Origin of the sequence: Sciscionella marina DSM 45152 (assembly GCF_000379465.1) — a bacterium.
Taxonomy (GTDB): domain Bacteria; phylum Actinomycetota; class Actinomycetes; order Mycobacteriales; family Pseudonocardiaceae; genus Sciscionella; species Sciscionella marina.
Genome location: NZ_KB905392.1, coordinates 705783 through 720703 on the forward strand (window position 1 = coordinate 705783; position 14921 = coordinate 720703).

The 14921-nt window shown below is 68.3% G+C and carries 16 protein-coding genes; 11 read left to right on the top strand and 5 right to left on the bottom strand.

What is annotated here, in order from left to right; translation table 11 throughout:
* Window positions 1-4: 4 nt before the first annotated feature.
* Together A37U_RS0120470 and A37U_RS0120475 are read left to right on the top strand one after the other, a co-directional pair.
* The gene (locus A37U_RS0120470; RefSeq protein WP_020498540.1) at window positions 5-958 is read left to right on the top strand and encodes a DNA polymerase domain-containing protein; all 954 of its coding nucleotides are present in this window, start codon (window positions 5-7) and stop codon (window positions 956-958) included.
* On the top strand, window positions 951-1598 hold the full coding sequence (locus tag A37U_RS0120475; RefSeq protein ID WP_020498541.1) for a class I SAM-dependent DNA methyltransferase: 648 nt from the start codon (window positions 951-953) through the stop codon (window positions 1596-1598). The genes A37U_RS0120470 and A37U_RS0120475 overlap by 8 nt, the downstream gene beginning before the upstream one ends.
* Here A37U_RS0120475 and A37U_RS54915 read toward each other — a convergent pair.
* The 3 genes from A37U_RS54915 to A37U_RS0120495 all read right to left on the bottom strand — a co-directional run bounded on the left by A37U_RS54915 (window position 1595) and on the right by A37U_RS0120495 (window position 5133).
* The gene (locus tag A37U_RS54915; protein WP_157182906.1) at window positions 1595-1927 is read right to left on the bottom strand and encodes an SRPBCC family protein; all 333 of its coding nucleotides are present in this window, start codon (window positions 1925-1927) and stop codon (window positions 1595-1597) included. The genes A37U_RS0120475 and A37U_RS54915 overlap by 4 nt on opposite strands.
* 498 nt (window positions 1928-2425) lie before the next feature.
* The gene (locus A37U_RS0120485) at window positions 2426-2728 is read right to left on the bottom strand and encodes a putative quinol monooxygenase (protein ID WP_026197424.1); all 303 of its coding nucleotides are present in this window, start codon (window positions 2726-2728) and stop codon (window positions 2426-2428) included.
* A gap of 836 nt (window positions 2729-3564) precedes the next feature.
* Complete coding sequence (locus tag A37U_RS0120495; RefSeq protein WP_020498545.1) at window positions 3565-5133, bottom strand: PucR family transcriptional regulator; 1569 nt, start codon at window positions 5131-5133, stop codon at window positions 3565-3567.
* Window positions 5134-5314: 181 nt separating this feature from the next.
* Between A37U_RS0120495 and uraD the strand changes: the two genes are divergently transcribed.
* The 6 genes from uraD to A37U_RS0120525 all read left to right on the top strand — a co-directional run bounded on the left by uraD (window position 5315) and on the right by A37U_RS0120525 (window position 10552).
* Window positions 5315-5824, top strand: coding sequence for a 2-oxo-4-hydroxy-4-carboxy-5-ureidoimidazoline decarboxylase (uraD, locus tag A37U_RS0120500; protein ID WP_020498546.1), 510 nt, complete (start codon window positions 5315-5317; stop codon window positions 5822-5824).
* Between the two features lie 76 nt (window positions 5825-5900).
* Window positions 5901-6224, top strand: a complete 324-nt coding sequence (gene uraH, locus A37U_RS0120505) for a hydroxyisourate hydrolase (protein WP_020498547.1) — start codon at window positions 5901-5903, stop codon at window positions 6222-6224.
* Window positions 6225-6250: 26 nt separating this feature from the next.
* Window positions 6251-7099, top strand: coding sequence for a factor-independent urate hydroxylase (gene pucL, locus A37U_RS0120510; RefSeq protein ID WP_020498548.1), 849 nt, complete (start codon window positions 6251-6253; stop codon window positions 7097-7099).
* Between the two features lie 206 nt (window positions 7100-7305).
* A complete protein-coding gene (locus A37U_RS0120515) occupies window positions 7306-7788 on the top strand; it encodes a nucleoside deaminase (protein ID WP_020498549.1) in 483 nt (160 codons plus the stop codon).
* A 130-nt stretch (window positions 7789-7918) separates the two neighbouring features.
* The gene (locus A37U_RS0120520) at window positions 7919-9361 is read left to right on the top strand and encodes an NCS2 family permease (RefSeq protein ID WP_026197426.1); all 1443 of its coding nucleotides are present in this window, start codon (window positions 7919-7921) and stop codon (window positions 9359-9361) included.
* 57 nt (window positions 9362-9418) lie between these two features.
* Window positions 9419-10552 (top strand): glycerate kinase, encoded by a 1134-nt coding sequence (locus A37U_RS0120525; protein WP_020498551.1) that lies wholly within the window; start codon window positions 9419-9421, stop codon window positions 10550-10552.
* Window positions 10553-10585: 33 nt separating this feature from the next.
* Here A37U_RS0120525 and A37U_RS0120530 read toward each other — a convergent pair whose 3' ends face one another.
* Both A37U_RS0120530 and A37U_RS54920 read right to left on the bottom strand, forming a co-directional pair.
* Window positions 10586-11101, bottom strand: a complete 516-nt coding sequence (locus A37U_RS0120530; RefSeq protein WP_240437619.1) for a mycothiol transferase — start codon at window positions 11099-11101, stop codon at window positions 10586-10588.
* Window positions 11102-11120: 19 nt separating this feature from the next.
* Window positions 11121-11402, bottom strand: a complete 282-nt coding sequence (locus A37U_RS54920; RefSeq protein WP_040588035.1) for a hypothetical protein — start codon at window positions 11400-11402, stop codon at window positions 11121-11123.
* A gap of 183 nt (window positions 11403-11585) precedes the next feature.
* On the opposite strand from A37U_RS54920, the gene A37U_RS0120540 reads away from it, so the two are divergent.
* From A37U_RS0120540 to A37U_RS0120550, 3 genes are all read left to right on the top strand, one after another.
* A complete protein-coding gene (locus A37U_RS0120540; RefSeq protein ID WP_026197427.1) occupies window positions 11586-13094 on the top strand; it encodes an alpha/beta hydrolase in 1509 nt (502 codons plus the stop codon).
* Window positions 13095-13168: 74 nt separating this feature from the next.
* Complete coding sequence (locus A37U_RS44435) at window positions 13169-14125, top strand: ornithine cyclodeaminase family protein (protein WP_020498555.1); 957 nt, start codon at window positions 13169-13171, stop codon at window positions 14123-14125.
* Window positions 14122-14817 (top strand): GntR family transcriptional regulator, encoded by a 696-nt coding sequence (locus tag A37U_RS0120550; protein ID WP_020498556.1) that lies wholly within the window; start codon window positions 14122-14124, stop codon window positions 14815-14817. The genes A37U_RS44435 and A37U_RS0120550 overlap by 4 nt, the downstream gene beginning before the upstream one ends.
* Window positions 14818-14921 lie beyond the last annotated feature (104 nt).

Consider the following 14921-nt stretch of genomic DNA (forward strand, 5'->3'; position numbering starts at 1 on the left):
CACCATGACCGGCGAGCAGCGTGAGGGTGTGCGGCTGACCAATCTGGACGAGCCGCTCTTCGCCGAGGCGAACGCCACCAAACGCGACCTCCTCGACTATCTCGACGCGATGTCCGGGCTGTTCGTCCCCGAACTCGCCGGGCGCCCGCTCTCGGTCATCCGGGTACTGCGCGGACAAGCCGCATTCATGCAGAAGAACCTGCCCAAATACGTCCCCTCCTGGGTGCGCTCGGTCGGGATGTGGGCCCAGACCTCGCATCGCCAGGTGCGCTACGCGCTGTGCGAGGACCGCCCGACGCTGCTGTGGTTCGCGAACCAGCGCGCCGTCGAGTACCACCCCACCCTGGTGCGGCACGACGCGTGGGAGCGGCCGACCCACCTGGTGCTGGACATCGACCCGCCGGAGGTGACGGAGTTCCGCCTCGCGGTGGCCGCCGCCTTCCTCGTCCGGGATGCGCTCGCCGATGCCGGGCTCACCGGTTCGGTGAAGACGAGCGGGGCGAAGGGCGTGCACGTGTTCGCGCCCATCCGGGACGCCGATCACGAACAGGCCGCCGCGGCCACCCGTGCACTCGCCGCCCGCGCCGAACGGCTCGATCCCGCACTCGTCACGACCGCGTTCATCCGGGAGGACCGGGGCAACAAGGTCTTCCTCGACTCGACCCGGTCCGGCTCCGCGACCGTGGCCGCCGCGTACAGCCCGCGCGCCCGGCCCGGTGTCCCGGTGTCCTTCCCGCTCGACTGGGCCGAGCTGGACCGGATCATCCCCGGCGAGTTCACCGTGCACACCGCCGTATCCGCAACCGCGGGGCGGGCGCCGTGGCGGGACGGTTTCGCCGAACCGGCCCCACTTCAGGCCGCGCTCATCGAGGAAGGCCGCGCCATCCCCGTTGCCCGGGTACAGGCCATGCACGAAGGCAAACGCCGTGCCCGGGAACGCAGGCGCGCCGGTGACTGAGTTCCTGACGCATACCCGCGACTCCTACGACCGCGGCGCCGAGGACTTCGCCGAGTGGATCGCCGCCGAGCTCGCGGCCAAACCACTCGACCGCGCACTGCTCACCGCGTTCGCCGAACTCGTGCGCGAACGCGGCCCGGTCGCCGATATCGGTTGCGGAACCGGCCGGATCACCGCGTTCCTGCGCGATCTGGGACTGTCCGTGTCCGGGATCGACCTCTCCCCCGGAATGCTCAACCTCGCCCGCCGGTCCTATCCGGGGCTCAGCTTCACCGAAGGCTCCATGCACACGCTCACCCTGCCCGATTCCGCGTTGGGCGGGATCCTCGCCTGGTACTCGATCATCCACATCCCCGACGAGCTGCTCGGCACCGTGTTCACCGAATTCTACCGGGTGCTCACCCCGGACGGACTGCTGCAGCTCGCCTTCCAGGAGGGAACCGGCGCGGTACACCTCGAAACGGCCGGAAGACACCGGGTGCGCCTGGATTTCCACCGCCGCACGGCTCGGGATGTGGCCGAGTCGTTGCGGGGGTGCGGGTTTCGGATGCTGGCGGAAACGGTGCGTGAGCCCGACCGGGAGGGCGCGTTCGCCGAACAGAGCCGACAGGTTTATCTCCTGGCCGGTAAGGAGATTTAGGGAATTTTTCGGTCGGCAGCGGCAGTGCAGAGTTCATCGAGCCGGGCAAGTGTGCGCTCCATGCTCCCCACCCACAGGCTGCCATCGCCGATCTGTTCGCGTAGTTCTCCGCTGACACCACGACAGTCGTAGATCTCGGTCACCATTGTCGTTTTCGCGCCCGTGGCGGTCAGTTCGAAGCTCCACCGCTGGCCCGGACGCGCACCACCCGAGCCTGGGTGACCATTCCCCGGTTCGGGTTCCCAACCGATACGACGATCGGGTTCGTACTCGACGACGTGATTGATCATTTCGTAGTGGCCCAGTGGATCGAAGTACATGCGCATCACGAAGACATCTCCGACACCGGTGACCGGTTCCGTCGAGCTCGTACCGCGGACCATGCCTGATCCGTCGAGTTCGACATGCCGCGCAGGGGCAGTGAGCAACCGGAAGATATCGGCGGCCGCCACCTTGATCTCCCGGGACACCCTGATCGGTTCGCTTTGACCGGCCATTGCTACCTCCCGGATGCCGAATCCACGAATGCCGAGCATACTCCGTTCAGACGATTCTCGATTAATTCCCGGAGATCACATCAAACTCTTATAGTATAGATGTATGAACACTGGGGAAATTGGAACAACGCTGCGCAGCCATGCTGGCGGACGATCACCTGCGTTCAATGCCGGTGCCCCACAAGAGCCGCAACCTTGTCGAGTGATCTTGCAACAGACCATACCGTGGCGCCGACTGGCCACTCACTACGACAAGCTCGCCATCACCTACCGGGCCGCAGCCACGATCCTTGCGGTCATCACCTGGTTACGCACATAAGAAGCGATGCGCTAGTCACGTAATGGTGAGCCCACCACGTCGAACCGAAACCCCCCGAATTCGCCGTCGAGTAGAGACTTGGCCGAAGCGATGGTTGCCAGCACGTCCGGGTGCTTCAACGATGCCTGGTGCGCGGCGGCGTCTGTCCACATCTCTACAACGAAGACCGTGTTGGGCTGCTCCTCATTGACGCCGACCTCGTAAACGAGGCAACCGAGATCACGAAGCAGGTCGCTGCGCGCAGTGAGGATTGATACGAGCTGGTCCCGTCCACCGGCGACGACACCCAGCGTTCCCGCGTTGATGTAGGTCATGGCCACGATGATAAGGCCGCGCCGGATCCGGGATACTCGGCCACTTCATCGATCCGGGTGAAGGCGTCCGACACTACCGAGATGTAGAGGTCAAGTGGTCCATCGGAATCGCTTGGGTCCTGGGCCTCGTAGATGTCGGCTGGTTCGGCTTGCGTGCCGTTCGGATGGGGTGACCTCTGCCCACCGAGCCCTGATCTGTGGGTCTCAGGAACCGAGTACCTGAAACCCCGCAACCACTCAGGTCGAAGCCAACTGCGTGCGCTGCGGGCATCGTGGACGACAACTAGGAACCCGGCTCCACGACATCTTGATGGGGCAGGAACGTCGACAACCGGCCCTCGTCACGGATCTCATAGACGCCCGCCGCGGTTTCCTGATCGCGGCGCCAAGGTAACAGGGGATGGACAGCAGCGGCGGGTCGGACATGAGTCCGAGCGGACCGAATCGACCTTCCATGCCTTCATAGCAGCCCTGCCGGAATCAACAAACGCGGCCTCGTACGGGCCCAGAATTGCGGATCGTCACCTACGGCGAAGGTGGCGAACTCGTGGTTCCGCTGACGAAGTCGGTCCCGAAGCCAGTAGCTTTCATGCGCAGGGCGCCGTGCTCGGTCGGACACCGCATCGGCGCGGACAGCCAGCTCGGGTACATGGGTCGGCCGCACGTGTCTCGCCGAGCGTGTCGTCCACGTCGGTGCGCGCGAACAGTTCTTCCTCGAGCTCCCGGCGCACGGTCTCCTCGATTGCTGCATCGGCGCGCGGATCGGTGAGCGATCGGTGGAGATCTTTCGGGACCACGGACGCCCCGAATTCACGCCACCCGATACCGGCCTTCGGCTATTCTCGTTCCCAACTGTCCAGGGCCAGATAAAGATCCACCCGGTCCGAAAAAACCGCGAGATCACGCCCCGTCAGTTCGGCGACCCGACCGATCCGATAGCGCAAAGTGTTCACGTGCACATGCAATTCTGCCGAGGTCTGGGTCCAGGAACCCGAATTGCGCAGGAAAGCCCGCAAGGTGTGCACCAGACCGGAATTGTGCTCGGCGTCGTAGTCGAGCAGCGGTCCGAGCACCCGGGCCCGGAAAGTCCGGCGCAACCGGTCGGGAATGGCGGCGAACAGCAGCCGGTGCGAGGCGAGATCGGCCCCGGCGATGACGCTCGCGCGTCCCGGGGATAGTTCGGCGAGCTCGCGCAGCTGGGTGGCCTCCTGCACGGCGGCACCGACCCGGGCGGCTTCGGGCGCGAACGTGGCACCGATCGCCAGCCGCGCGGATCCGAGCGCCGGTTCGAGGATCCGGGTGGCCTGCTTGACCGCCTCGAACACGACGCCCGCGGCATCCAGATCGGCGGCGGGAACCGGGGCGAGACCGAGCACCTCATCACCGTGTTCCCCGATCCGCACCCGGTCACCGTGCGAGGCGAGCAGTTCGGCCAGCGCGGCGAAGGCGAGCCCCGGAGCACCACCGCGCAGGCGGGCGAGCAGCACACACACGGGTTCGGTGGCGGCGAGCCCCGCCTGATGCAGCCGCGCGGTGACCTCCTCGGCCGGGCTGTCGCGCTCGAGTATCGCGGTGAACAGCGGACCGGCCTCGGTGTCCGCGAGCCTGCGCCGCTCGTCGAGCCGGGCGTGTTCGAGGCCGATCAGGGTGGCGAGTTCGGTGGCGAGCCCTCGATGTTCGCCCGACCACCGTTCGTGGTCGCCGGTGATGGCGAGGAACCAGCTCGTCAGCCGCCCGCCCGAGCGAGCGGCCGCGTCGAACAGCGTGACCGGGCCGGATTCGGTGTCGACTCGGGTGGGTAATCGCTCGGCGCGCAGGAATTCCCCGGCCAGCCACGCCCCGTCCACAGTATCCGGCCCGGAACCGGCGATCCGGCGCCCCGAGGATCCGAACACCGCACAGGCCGCACCGAGTTCGGCCGCGCCCGCCTCGGTCAACGCCCCGAGCCCGCCGCCCTCGCCGAGCACGGCGACCAACCGCCGGTAGCTGTCCAGGAACGCACCGGAGTAAGGGGTGCTCTCGGCGCGCTCGGCGGCGAGCCACAGGATGACCCGTTCACTGACGGTGGCGAAGGAGACCGTCACCGGAACCTCGATCAGCGGAACCCCGTGCTTGCGGCAGGCATGGAGGACGTGTTCGGGGACCGGTCCGCCGCCCCATTCCGCGGTCCCGGCACCGAGCGCGGTGACCTCGGCTTCGGCGAGCACGGCGACGAACGCATCCGAATCGGCCGGGGTGTGCCACCATTCCATGCCGCTGAGCACGAGCTCGCCCCCGGACAGGTAACGGCGCGGATCGCGCAGTGTCGCGGTGAAAACCCGGTGGAAGCTCCGGTCCAGCTTGTCCGCACCGACCAGGAGCCGCAGCCCGAGTTGCTCCACGGTGAGCAGCGTGTCCAGTCGCACCGTACCTCCGTCACCTCATCGACCCTCGTTTGGAGGAAAACATGAAATCCCCACACACGGATACGTCCGTTTTCGTCACTTCCTCCGCTGGCCGTGCTCTGCCGACCGGGTGTGTACTGCTTGTCGAGCTCACTCACCGTGCCACGCAACGAGGCGAACAGCGAGAGGTGACAGGCACGCGATGCACAGCACGAGAGGTCCGAATCCGGACACCCGGCACGATCCGCCACCCGAAGTGATCACCGAGCGACTGCGGGCCTGCTGCGCCGCGCCCGACTGGGTGGCGGCGATGCTGACCGCCTGGCCCTACGCCACCCCGGACGCGGCACTGCACGCCTCCGAGGAAGCGTTCGCGAACCTGGACTGGGCGCAGATCGAACTCGCCCTCGCGGCGCACCCCCGGCTCGGCGACCGGCCACGCGGCGAGGGCGTGGAAGCGGCCTCCTCCCGGGCCGAGCAGTCCGCGCTCGGCTCGGACGCCGCGATCCGCGCGGAACTCGCCGAAGCCAACGCGCAGTACGAACGGGTCTTCGACCGGGTATTCCTCAGCTACGCGGACGGCCGTGGCGCCGCGGACATCCTCGCCGAACTGCGCGACCGGCTCACCAACGACGAGGAAACCGAACGCCGCGTGGTGCGCCGGGAACTGGGCAAGATCGTGGCACTGCGACTACGGAGGTGGCTGGGATGACCCCGAAGACGACGAGCCCGGGAGCATCGCAGCGAGCCCGGGCGAGCGAGGAGCGCACCGGGCGAGGAGGCGAGGCATGAGCCTGTCGACGCACGTACTCGACACCGCGCAGGGGCGGCCCGCACCCGGATTGCTGGTGCGCCTGCAGTACGGCGCGGAGGATTCCTGGGATTCCTGGACGACGCTCGCCGAGGACCGCACCGGGGCCGACGGCCGGATCACCGGCTGGCCGACCAGATCGGGAACCCACCGGCTGGTGTTCGAGACCGGCGAGTATCTGGGCGATGGCGCCTTCTACCCCGTCGCGACCGTGGTCTTCCAGGTGCACGAGGCCGAGCGACACCACCACATTCCCCTGCTGCTGAGCCCGTTCGGGTACTCGACCTATCTGGGCAGCTGACCGACCGACACAGGAGAGAAGACACCATGATTGAGCTCGGCGCTAACCAGTACGGCAAATCCGAGGTCCGGGTCGTGCGCGTGGACCGGGACGGCGCACGGCACGAGATCACCGACCTCAACGTCAGCGTCGCCCTTTCCGGGGATCTCGCCGACACCCACCTGACGGGCGCGAACGACAAGGTGCTCACCACCGACGCGCAGAAGAACACGGTGCACGCCTTCGCCCGCGAGGGAATCGGTCCCGTCGAGGAGTTCGGCACCCGGCTGGCACGGCATTTCGTGGACAGCCAGCCGAGCATTCACCAGGCGCATGTGAGCATCGAGCAGTACCCGTGGTCGCGGATCGGCGCGGACGGGGAACCCGGCCCGCATTCGTTCACCCGCTCAGGTTCGGGTACCCGGCGGGCGGTGGTGCACTACGACGGCGAGCGTGCGCGGGTCTCCGCCGGGATCACCGATCTGACCGTGCTGAACACGACCGATTCGGAGTTCTGGGGTTTCGTCAAGGATCGCTACACCACCCTCGCCGAGACCAAGGACCGGATCCTGGCCACCGCGGTGACCGCGGAATGGGATTACGCGGCGGGAACACCGATCGACTGGAACGGGTGCTACGAACGGGCGCGTGCGGACCTGCTCGCCGCGTTCGCCGGCACCTACAGCCTTTCCCTGCAACAGACCCTCTACGCGATGGGCGAGCGGGTGCTCACCGGCATCGAGGAGATCACCGAGATCCGGCTCTCGCTGCCGAACAAGCACCATTTCCTCGCCGACCTGAGCCCCTTCGGACTGGACAATCCCGGCGAGGTGTTCTACGCGAGCGACCGGCCGTACGGGCTCATCGAGGGCACCGTGCGGCGCACGGAATCCTGAAGAGTGTCCACAATGGACCTTATCCGGCCGGGAACACTCGCCGAGGCGCTCGCGGTGAAAGCCGAGCCCCCGGAAGCCCTCGTGAATCTCAACCGGGTCACGCAGCTGCTCGGGGGAATTCAACCGTCGGCAGATCTTTCCGCTCGATCCGGAGATCGAAGTCCCGAGCAAACCCGAGCACATTCTCAACCGTGAGGAACCGATCCATGCTTACCGATATCAACCGGGAAACCGAATGGCTCGGCGAGACGATCCGGCTCGCCACCGAAAGCGTCGAGAACGGCGGCGGCCCGTTCGGGGCGCTGATCGCGGACTCCGAGCGGGTCATCGCCATCGGCACCAACCGGGTCACCGCGAACCTGGACCCGAGCGCGCACGCCGAGGTCACCGCGATCCGGGCCGCCTGCGCGGAACTCGGCAGCTTCACCCTCGCCGGCTGCGTGCTGGTCTCCTCCTGTGAGCCCTGCCCGATGTGCCTGACCACCGCACTGTGGGCCAGGGTGGACCGGGTGCTCTACGCCGGGGACCGGGAAGACGCGGCCCGGGCCGGTTTCGACGACCGCGCCTTCTACGAACTGTTCGAGAAACCCCGCAGCAGCTGGGATGTCCCGGTGCAAAAGGTGTCCACAGTGGATGGTTTCACACCGTTCTCCGCCTGGCTGAACCATTCCGAGCGAATCGAATACTGACCACCCGAGGGTGCTGACCGGAGCACCACAACTGTGTTGGTAGGCAACAAAAACCGAATTCGTCCCGCGCATCCCGCGCCGCAATGGCGCGGGCTCGGTGCGATACGCCCACCGGCAAGGGGAAGGACGCATGACGCGAACCGAATCCGAGCTCCGTCTCGGTAGCCCACCACCACCGCGAACCCCATTGTTCGAGCGGATTTTCGAGATCCGGGGCCGGGGAACCACCGTCGGCAGGGAAATCCGCGGCGGCGTGACGACCTTCGTGGCGATCGTCTACATCGTACTGCTCAATCCGCTCATTCTCGGTGCTTCGGCGGACATCACCGGCGCCCGGTTGAGCACCGGCGAGCTCACCACCGCGACCGCGCTCTCCGCCGCCGTGGTGACCATCCTCATGGGACTGGTCGGGAACGCGCCGCTCGCGCTGGCCGCCGGGCTCGGGGTGAACGGGGTCGTCGCCTTCCAGATGGCACCGGCCATGACCTGGCCGCAGGCCTTCGGACTGGTGATCCTGGAAGGCGTCTGCATCGTGGCCATGGTCCTCAGCGGGCTGCGCGAGCGGATCATGAACGCCATCCCGAAACCGCTCAAGACCGCGCTGACCGTCGGCATCGGCCTCTATATCGCGCTCGTCGGACTGGTGAGCGCCGGTTTCGTGACCAGGACCCCGGATTCGGCGCAGTCCACCGTCCCGGTCCGGCTCGGCATCAACGGGCATCTCGTCGGCTGGCCGATGGCGGTGTTCTGCTTCGGGCTGCTGCTGATGATCGTGCTCACCGCGCGCAAGGTGCCCGGGGCGATCCTGATCAGCATCGTGGCGGCCACGATCCTGGCGATCGTGCTCAACGAGGTGTTCCACGTTTCCGGGTGGCAGCTGGTGTCCCCGAAGGTGCCGGGCAGCCTGGTCTCGGCACCGGATTTCAGCCTACTCGGCCATATCGATCTGTTCGGCGGGTTCGTCACCGCCGGGCCGATCGCGGCCACGGTCTTCTTGTTCACCCTCGTACTGTCCGGCTTCTTCGATGCGATGGGCACGATCACCAGCGTCTCCGATGAGGCAGGCCTGGCCAGGGACGGCAGAATCCCGCGGATGAACCGGATCCTGTTCGTGGACGGGGTCGGGGCCGTCGTCGGCGGGGCCACCGGAGCCTCCCCGAACACGGTGTTCCTGGAATCGGCGGCGGGTGTCGGCGAGGGCGCGCGCACCGGGCTGGCCAGCGTGGTCACCGGGCTGCTGTTCGCCGCGACACTGGCCTTCACCCCGCTGGCCAGCGTCGTCCCCGCCGAGGCGGCCGCACCCGCACTCGTGGTCATCGGCGCCATGATGATGGCCCAGTGCCGCAACATCCCGTGGCACGAATCGGATTACGTCATCCCGGTATTCCTGACGATCGCCATCATCCCGTTCACCTACTCGATCACCAACGGAGTCGGGGCCGGGCTCATCGCGTTCGTGCTCATCAAGGTCTGCAAAGGAAAATGGCGGGAAACGGGCTGGCTGCTGACCGTGCTCGCGGTGATCTTCGCCGTCTACTTCGGGGTCAACGGCGTGGAAGCGCTGTTCCGCTGACCGAGACAGCCTGTAGGGTGATTCCGGCCCACGGACATCCGGGAGGAGACGATACCGGTGGAGATCGACCACACCCTCTCGTCCGCGCATGTACTGATCGCCCCGGACAAGTTCAAGGGCTCGCTGACCGCGGCCGAAGTGGCGAGCGCGGTCGCCGAGGGGATCGGTTCGGCCGCTCCCGCCGTCCCGCAACGCTGTCTGCCCCTCGCCGATGGCGGGGACGGCACGGTGGCCGCGGCGGTCGCCGCCGGATTCGAGCGAGTCGAGGTCACCGTGCAGGGTCCGACGGGTGAACCGGTTCTCGCGGAGTACGCCGTTTCCCAAGACACGGCGGTCGTGGAACTGGCCGAGGCCTCCGGGCTGCGCCGGCTCCCCGGCGGGCACCTGGCCGCGCTGTCCGCCACCAGCGCGGGTGCCGGGGAACTGATCGCCGCGGCCCTGGACTCCGGGGCGCGGCGGATCGTGCTCGGGATCGGCGGCAGCGCGAACACCGACGGCGGGGCGGGCATGATCACCGCGCTCGGCGCCCGGCTGCTGGACAGTTCCGGTACCACCCTGGCCCCGGGCGGTGGCGCGCTGCGCGAGCTCGACCGGATCGATCTGTCCGAAATGGACACCCGGCTGTCCGCGACGGAGTTCGTCCTCGCCAGCGATGTGGGCAATCCGCTGCTCGGTGAACAAGGTGCCGCCACGGTGTACGGCCCGCAGAAAGGCGCCGAACCCGAGGACATTCCGGTGCTCGAGGCCGGGCTGCGCCGGTTCGCCGAACTGGCCGGGCCCGACTGGGTGGACGCGCCGGGCGCCGGAGCGGCGGGCGGGGTCGGATTCGCGGCACTCGCCCTGCTCGGTGCGCGGATGCGTGCCGGATTCGACGTGCTGGCCGAACTGCTCGGCTTCGACGCGGCACTGGCCGGGGCACGGCTGGTGGTGACCGGAGAGGGTTCGCTGGACGAGCAGACGCTGTACGGCAAGGTTCCCTCCGGGGTGGCCACCCGCGCCCGGGCCGCCGGAATCCCGGTGGTGGCGGTGGCCGGGCGCAGCCTGCTCGACCAGGAAACCCTGCACACCGCGGGAATCGCGGCGGCCTACCCGCTCACCGCGATCGAACCGGATCCGGCCCGCTGCATCGCCGAGGCGGCCCCGCTGCTGACCGAGGCCGCCACGGCACTCGCCAAGGAATGGCTGAGCTAGCCAGAATCCGATCGTCTCGTCGAGCTGAGCTGGCTACTCCCCGATCGTCTCGTCGATGAGTTCGCGGGCGATGTCCAGGTGGCCGACGTGCCGGACGTATTCCTGCAGCATGTGGAACAGTGTCCACACCAGGGTCGGGCGCGGATCCTCCGGCCCGAATCCGCCACCACGGGCCGCGATCTCCTCCGGCGCGGTCGCGGCGATGATTTCCCTGGTGCGGGCCCAGCGCATGCGGAGCTCGGCCAGCAGCGAGTCGAGCGATTCCTCCTCGGGAACCTGCCAGTTCCCGTCCGGCCCGTTCTCCGGCCACGGGTTTTCCGCCGGTGTCCCCAGGAATCGCCACTCGGTCCAGCGCCATTCCATGTGGATCAGGTGCTTGAGCAGTTCGATCGGGGCCCACCCGGAGGGCAGCCTGCCACGCCGGGCCTCGGATTCGGGCATTACATCGAACTTGCGGAGCACCGCCTCGTGGTAGAAGTCGAGGTATTCCACGAGAAGTCCGAAGGGATCGGCGTTGGTCATCGCCGGTTCGGCCGGTGGTTCGATCATGCGCACCATGGTGTCCAGCCTAGTGCTCGGTCAGTTCCGAGAACACGTCGCCGAGCGTCGGGCGGCGAACCGCGAAATCGATCACCGGGATCCCCGCGGCCGCCCGTGCCCCGGAAACCGCTGCGATGCCGTCGATACCGTCCTCGAGGTGCAGCCCGATCCGGCGGCGTACCAGCTTCGGTTCGCGGGCCACATCGTGCCCGGTGACCAGGGCGCGTGCGCTGTCCGGGGCGAGCAGGGTGGCCAGAACGCGGACCGTGGTGGTCTTCCCGACCCTCGTCCTTGTCATCGTGGCGGTCATCGCACCCACCGCGCATCCGGTACACCCCAGACGCTCGGTGTCGCGAAAACCGGGTCCCATGGTGTGAGGTCCCGACTCCGAGTGGTTCTCCTACCACTCGGAGTGCGGCGGGGGGTGCGCACCACCGCGAATCCGGGGGAGAACCACAGCGACATCCGCCCGGCGTCCCGGCAGGCTGAGCCGGTGACCAGCTTCGCCCTGCGCGCCGGAACGGCGCTCGCCGCGAGCGCCCTCGGCCTCGCCACCCTCGTCCCGCCCGCCAAGGCCGCGCCCGGCGGCATCGACTGGGGCCGCTGCGAATCCGGTTCCCCCGCCGGATACCAGTGTGCGCGCGTCCCGGTGCCGTTGTCCTACCGGGATCCGGACGGACCGCGCCTCTCCCTCGCCGTCGGCCTGCTGCCCGCCGTGGACCAGAAGCACAAGCTCGGCACCGTGTTCGCCAATCCGGGAGGTCCGGGCAACCCCGGCCGGTTCGCCCCGGCACTGACTCCCGAGCTGCATCAGCGCTTCGACATCGTCGGCTTCGACCCGCGCGGGGTCGGCGCCAGTACCCCGCTGCGCTGCTTCACGGATCCGCGCCAGGCCGAGGAGTTCGCCGGAGTCATCGGGGATTTTCCGCGCACCACAACCGAACGCGCGCGGCACAAGGCGGCGGTCGCACGGCTGACCGGCCTGTGCGAGCGCAATGCCGGTCCCCTGGGCAAGCATCTGTCCACCGCGAACACCGCTCGCGATCTGGACCGGTTGCGCGCGGCGATCGGCGAGCCGAAACTGCGCTACTACGGCCTGTCGTACGGCACCTACCTCGGCGAGGTGTACGCCAACCTGTTCCCGAACCGCGCCGGTGCGCTCGCCCTGGACGCCGTGGACGATCCGGTGAATTGGACCAGCGGCTATCGCCCCGCTCAGGCGCGGATTCCGATGAGCACCCGGCTCGGCGGGTATCGGGACGCCGAACGCGCGCTCGATTCCTTCTTCACCGCCTGCGCCGCGGACACCCGTTGCGCATTCCGCGGTGGTGACCTGCGGGCCCGCTACGACCGCATCCTGGACCGGCTCGAGACCGGTCCGGTGACCATCACCGATCCGGAAACCGGCGCGCCACAACGGGTGCGCTACCAGGACGCGATCGCGCGGGTGCACGAAGCGCTCACCGATTCGGCGAACTCCCCCGGGCTCGCCGGATTCCTGGCCGCGCTCGAACATCCGCTGCCGGAGCGGAGCACCGCCCGGGCAGGCGTGCCGACGCCCGCGGACTCGATGCTCGGCGGCGGCGCGACCCTGTGCGCCGATGCGGCCAATCCGCGCGATCCGGATGTGTGGCCGCGCTACGCAGCCGCGGCGGACCGGCAGGCGCGCGGGTTCGGTTCCTACGACACCTACAAGACCTTGCCGTGCGCCACCTGGGATGTGGCCGATGCCGACCGTTACCCCGGTCCGTGGAATCGCAGCACGGCGCCCATCCTGTTGCTCGCCGACCGCAAGGGTGATCCGGAGACCCCGTATGCGGGCGCGGAGCGGACCGCGCGGCTGCTGGGCAAGGCCCGGTTGCTGGCCCTGGACGATTTCGGGCACGGCGCGCGCGGCAAGAGCCGCTGCATCGATGCCGCACTGAATGCCTACCTCAGCTCGGGCACGCTCCCCGCACGCGGAACCGTGTGTCGCCCGGACCGTGCTCCCTTCGACGGCTGAATCACGCCCAATGCCCGATCGGTAGTGTGTAGTATATTACCTACTACCGATCGAGCATTGGGGATTCGATGACAATGCGGTCCATCGACGCCGAGGAACTCCGGGCGACGGTATCCATGCGGGAAGCCGTGGACGCCGTGCGCGAAGCCCTGCGCGGGCATGCCGCCGGCGAGTTCGAGCAACCGACGCGGACCGCGCTCGCCGACGGTGGATTCCTGGTGATGACCGCCCGCCACCGGCCGAGCGACACCGTCATGGTCAAGACGCTGAGCCTGAACCCCGAGCGCGAACCGGTCATCACCGGAACGGTGGTCTGGGCCGAATCCGCCGACCCGCGCAACCTGGTCGCGGATGCCATCTCGGTGACCACGCTGCGCACCGGCGCGATCGCGGGCGTGGCTACTGATGCGCTCGCCCCGCGCGCCGCGGACCGGCTGACCCTGATCGGCGCGGGCGCCCAGGCCGCCGACCAGTTCCGCGCGGTCCATGCCGTCCGGCCGTTGCGCGAATTCACCGTCGTGGCACGCGATCCCGCACGCGGCGAAGCCCTGCTCGACCGGCTCGGCGGGGAACTGGACGGGATCACCACCGAAGTACGCAGCGATATCGAGGACGCGATCGCCGATACGGACATCGTGTGCTGTTCGACCTCGGCGCACACCCCGCTGTTCCGTGCCGAGGCTCTGCCCGAACGGGTGCACGTGAACGCGATCGGATCGTACCGCCCGAGCATGCGCGAACTGCCGACGGAACTGCTCGGCGGGGCACGGGTGGTCATCGACGAACGCGCCGCGGTCTACGAGGAGTCCGGGGAGATCCTGCACGCGCTGGAAACCGGGACCATCCGGGAAACCGACCTCACCGAGCTCGGTGACCTGCTCGGCGAGGACCGGCCGGTCCCGGAGAACGGGCGCACCGTGTTCAAGTCCGTCGGGATCGCCGTGCAGGACTGGGCGATCGCGAAACTGCTCGCCGCGAAGTTCCTGGCAGGACAGCTTCCCGGCAGGACAGGGACGAGCGGGCAGCGATGAGCGGAGATCCTGCCGAACAGGGCGGCCTGCTCGGCAAGCTGCCCGAGTACGCGAGCCTGCGCGAGCAGGCGCTGCGGGTGATCCGCACCGGACTGATCGCCGGGCGTATCAAACAGGGCGAGATCTACTCGGCGAGCGCGCTGGCCGCCGAACTCGGCGTGTCCACGAGCCCGGTGCGCGAAGCACTGCTCACCCTGACCAACGAAGGCCTCATGGAGGCGGTGCGCAATCGCGGTTTCCGGGTGGTGCCCACCAGCGAGCGGGATCTCGAGGAGGTCTACGAGCTGCGGCTGATGCTCGAGGTGCCCGGGATGCGCCGGGTCGCGGAACGCCGGGAGCACGGCGAACTATCGCGATTCGGCGCGCTTGTCGAGCAGAACAAGCAGGCTGCCGCCGCCGGGGAGGTGCACGGATTCCTTGACACGGACCAGGAATTCCATCTCGGTCTGCTCGCGCTGGCCGGGAATCGCCGGCTGGTGGATACGGTGCGCGCGCTGCGCATGCAGGCACGGCTCTACGGGGTCGGCACCCTCGCCGCGCGCCATCAGCTCGAAGGTTCGGCACAGGAACACGCGGACATCCTGGACGCGGTCGCCGCGGGCGACGGCGCGGCGACCGAACGACTGATGCGCCGCCATCTCGCGCACACCAGGGGAACCTGGGCCACCGGGGACCCGCTCGACCAGGACTGACCGGGCCGGGACCGCGACCCCGTGACCAACCGCACCCTTCCCCTGCGCGCGGGCGCTCTCTACGCTAACCAGAGAACGGTCGTTCTCTGGTTAGGAAGGAGATT

Coding starts and splice junctions, on each gene's coding strand:
- A37U_RS0120470 (WP_020498540.1), top strand. CDS start 5: ATGACCGGCGAGCAGCGTGAGGGTGTGCGGCTGACCAATCTGGACGAG.
- A37U_RS0120485 (WP_026197424.1), bottom strand. CDS start 2,728: ATGACCTACATCAACGCGGGAACGCTGGGTGTCGTCGCCGGTGGACGG.
- uraD (WP_020498546.1), top strand. CDS start 5,315: ATGCACAGCACGAGAGGTCCGAATCCGGACACCCGGCACGATCCGCCA.
- uraH (WP_020498547.1), top strand. CDS start 5,901: ATGAGCCTGTCGACGCACGTACTCGACACCGCGCAGGGGCGGCCCGCA.
- pucL (WP_020498548.1), top strand. CDS start 6,251: ATGATTGAGCTCGGCGCTAACCAGTACGGCAAATCCGAGGTCCGGGTC.
- A37U_RS0120515 (WP_020498549.1), top strand. CDS start 7,306: ATGCTTACCGATATCAACCGGGAAACCGAATGGCTCGGCGAGACGATC.
- A37U_RS0120520 (WP_026197426.1), top strand. CDS start 7,919: ATGACGCGAACCGAATCCGAGCTCCGTCTCGGTAGCCCACCACCACCG.
- A37U_RS0120530 (WP_240437619.1), bottom strand. CDS start 11,101: ATGATCGAACCACCGGCCGAACCGGCGATGACCAACGCCGATCCCTTC.
- A37U_RS54920 (WP_040588035.1), bottom strand. CDS start 11,402: ATGACCGCCACGATGACAAGGACGAGGGTCGGGAAGACCACCACGGTC.
- A37U_RS44435 (WP_020498555.1), top strand. CDS start 13,169: ATGCGGTCCATCGACGCCGAGGAACTCCGGGCGACGGTATCCATGCGG.
- A37U_RS0120550 (WP_020498556.1), top strand. CDS start 14,122: ATGAGCGGAGATCCTGCCGAACAGGGCGGCCTGCTCGGCAAGCTGCCC.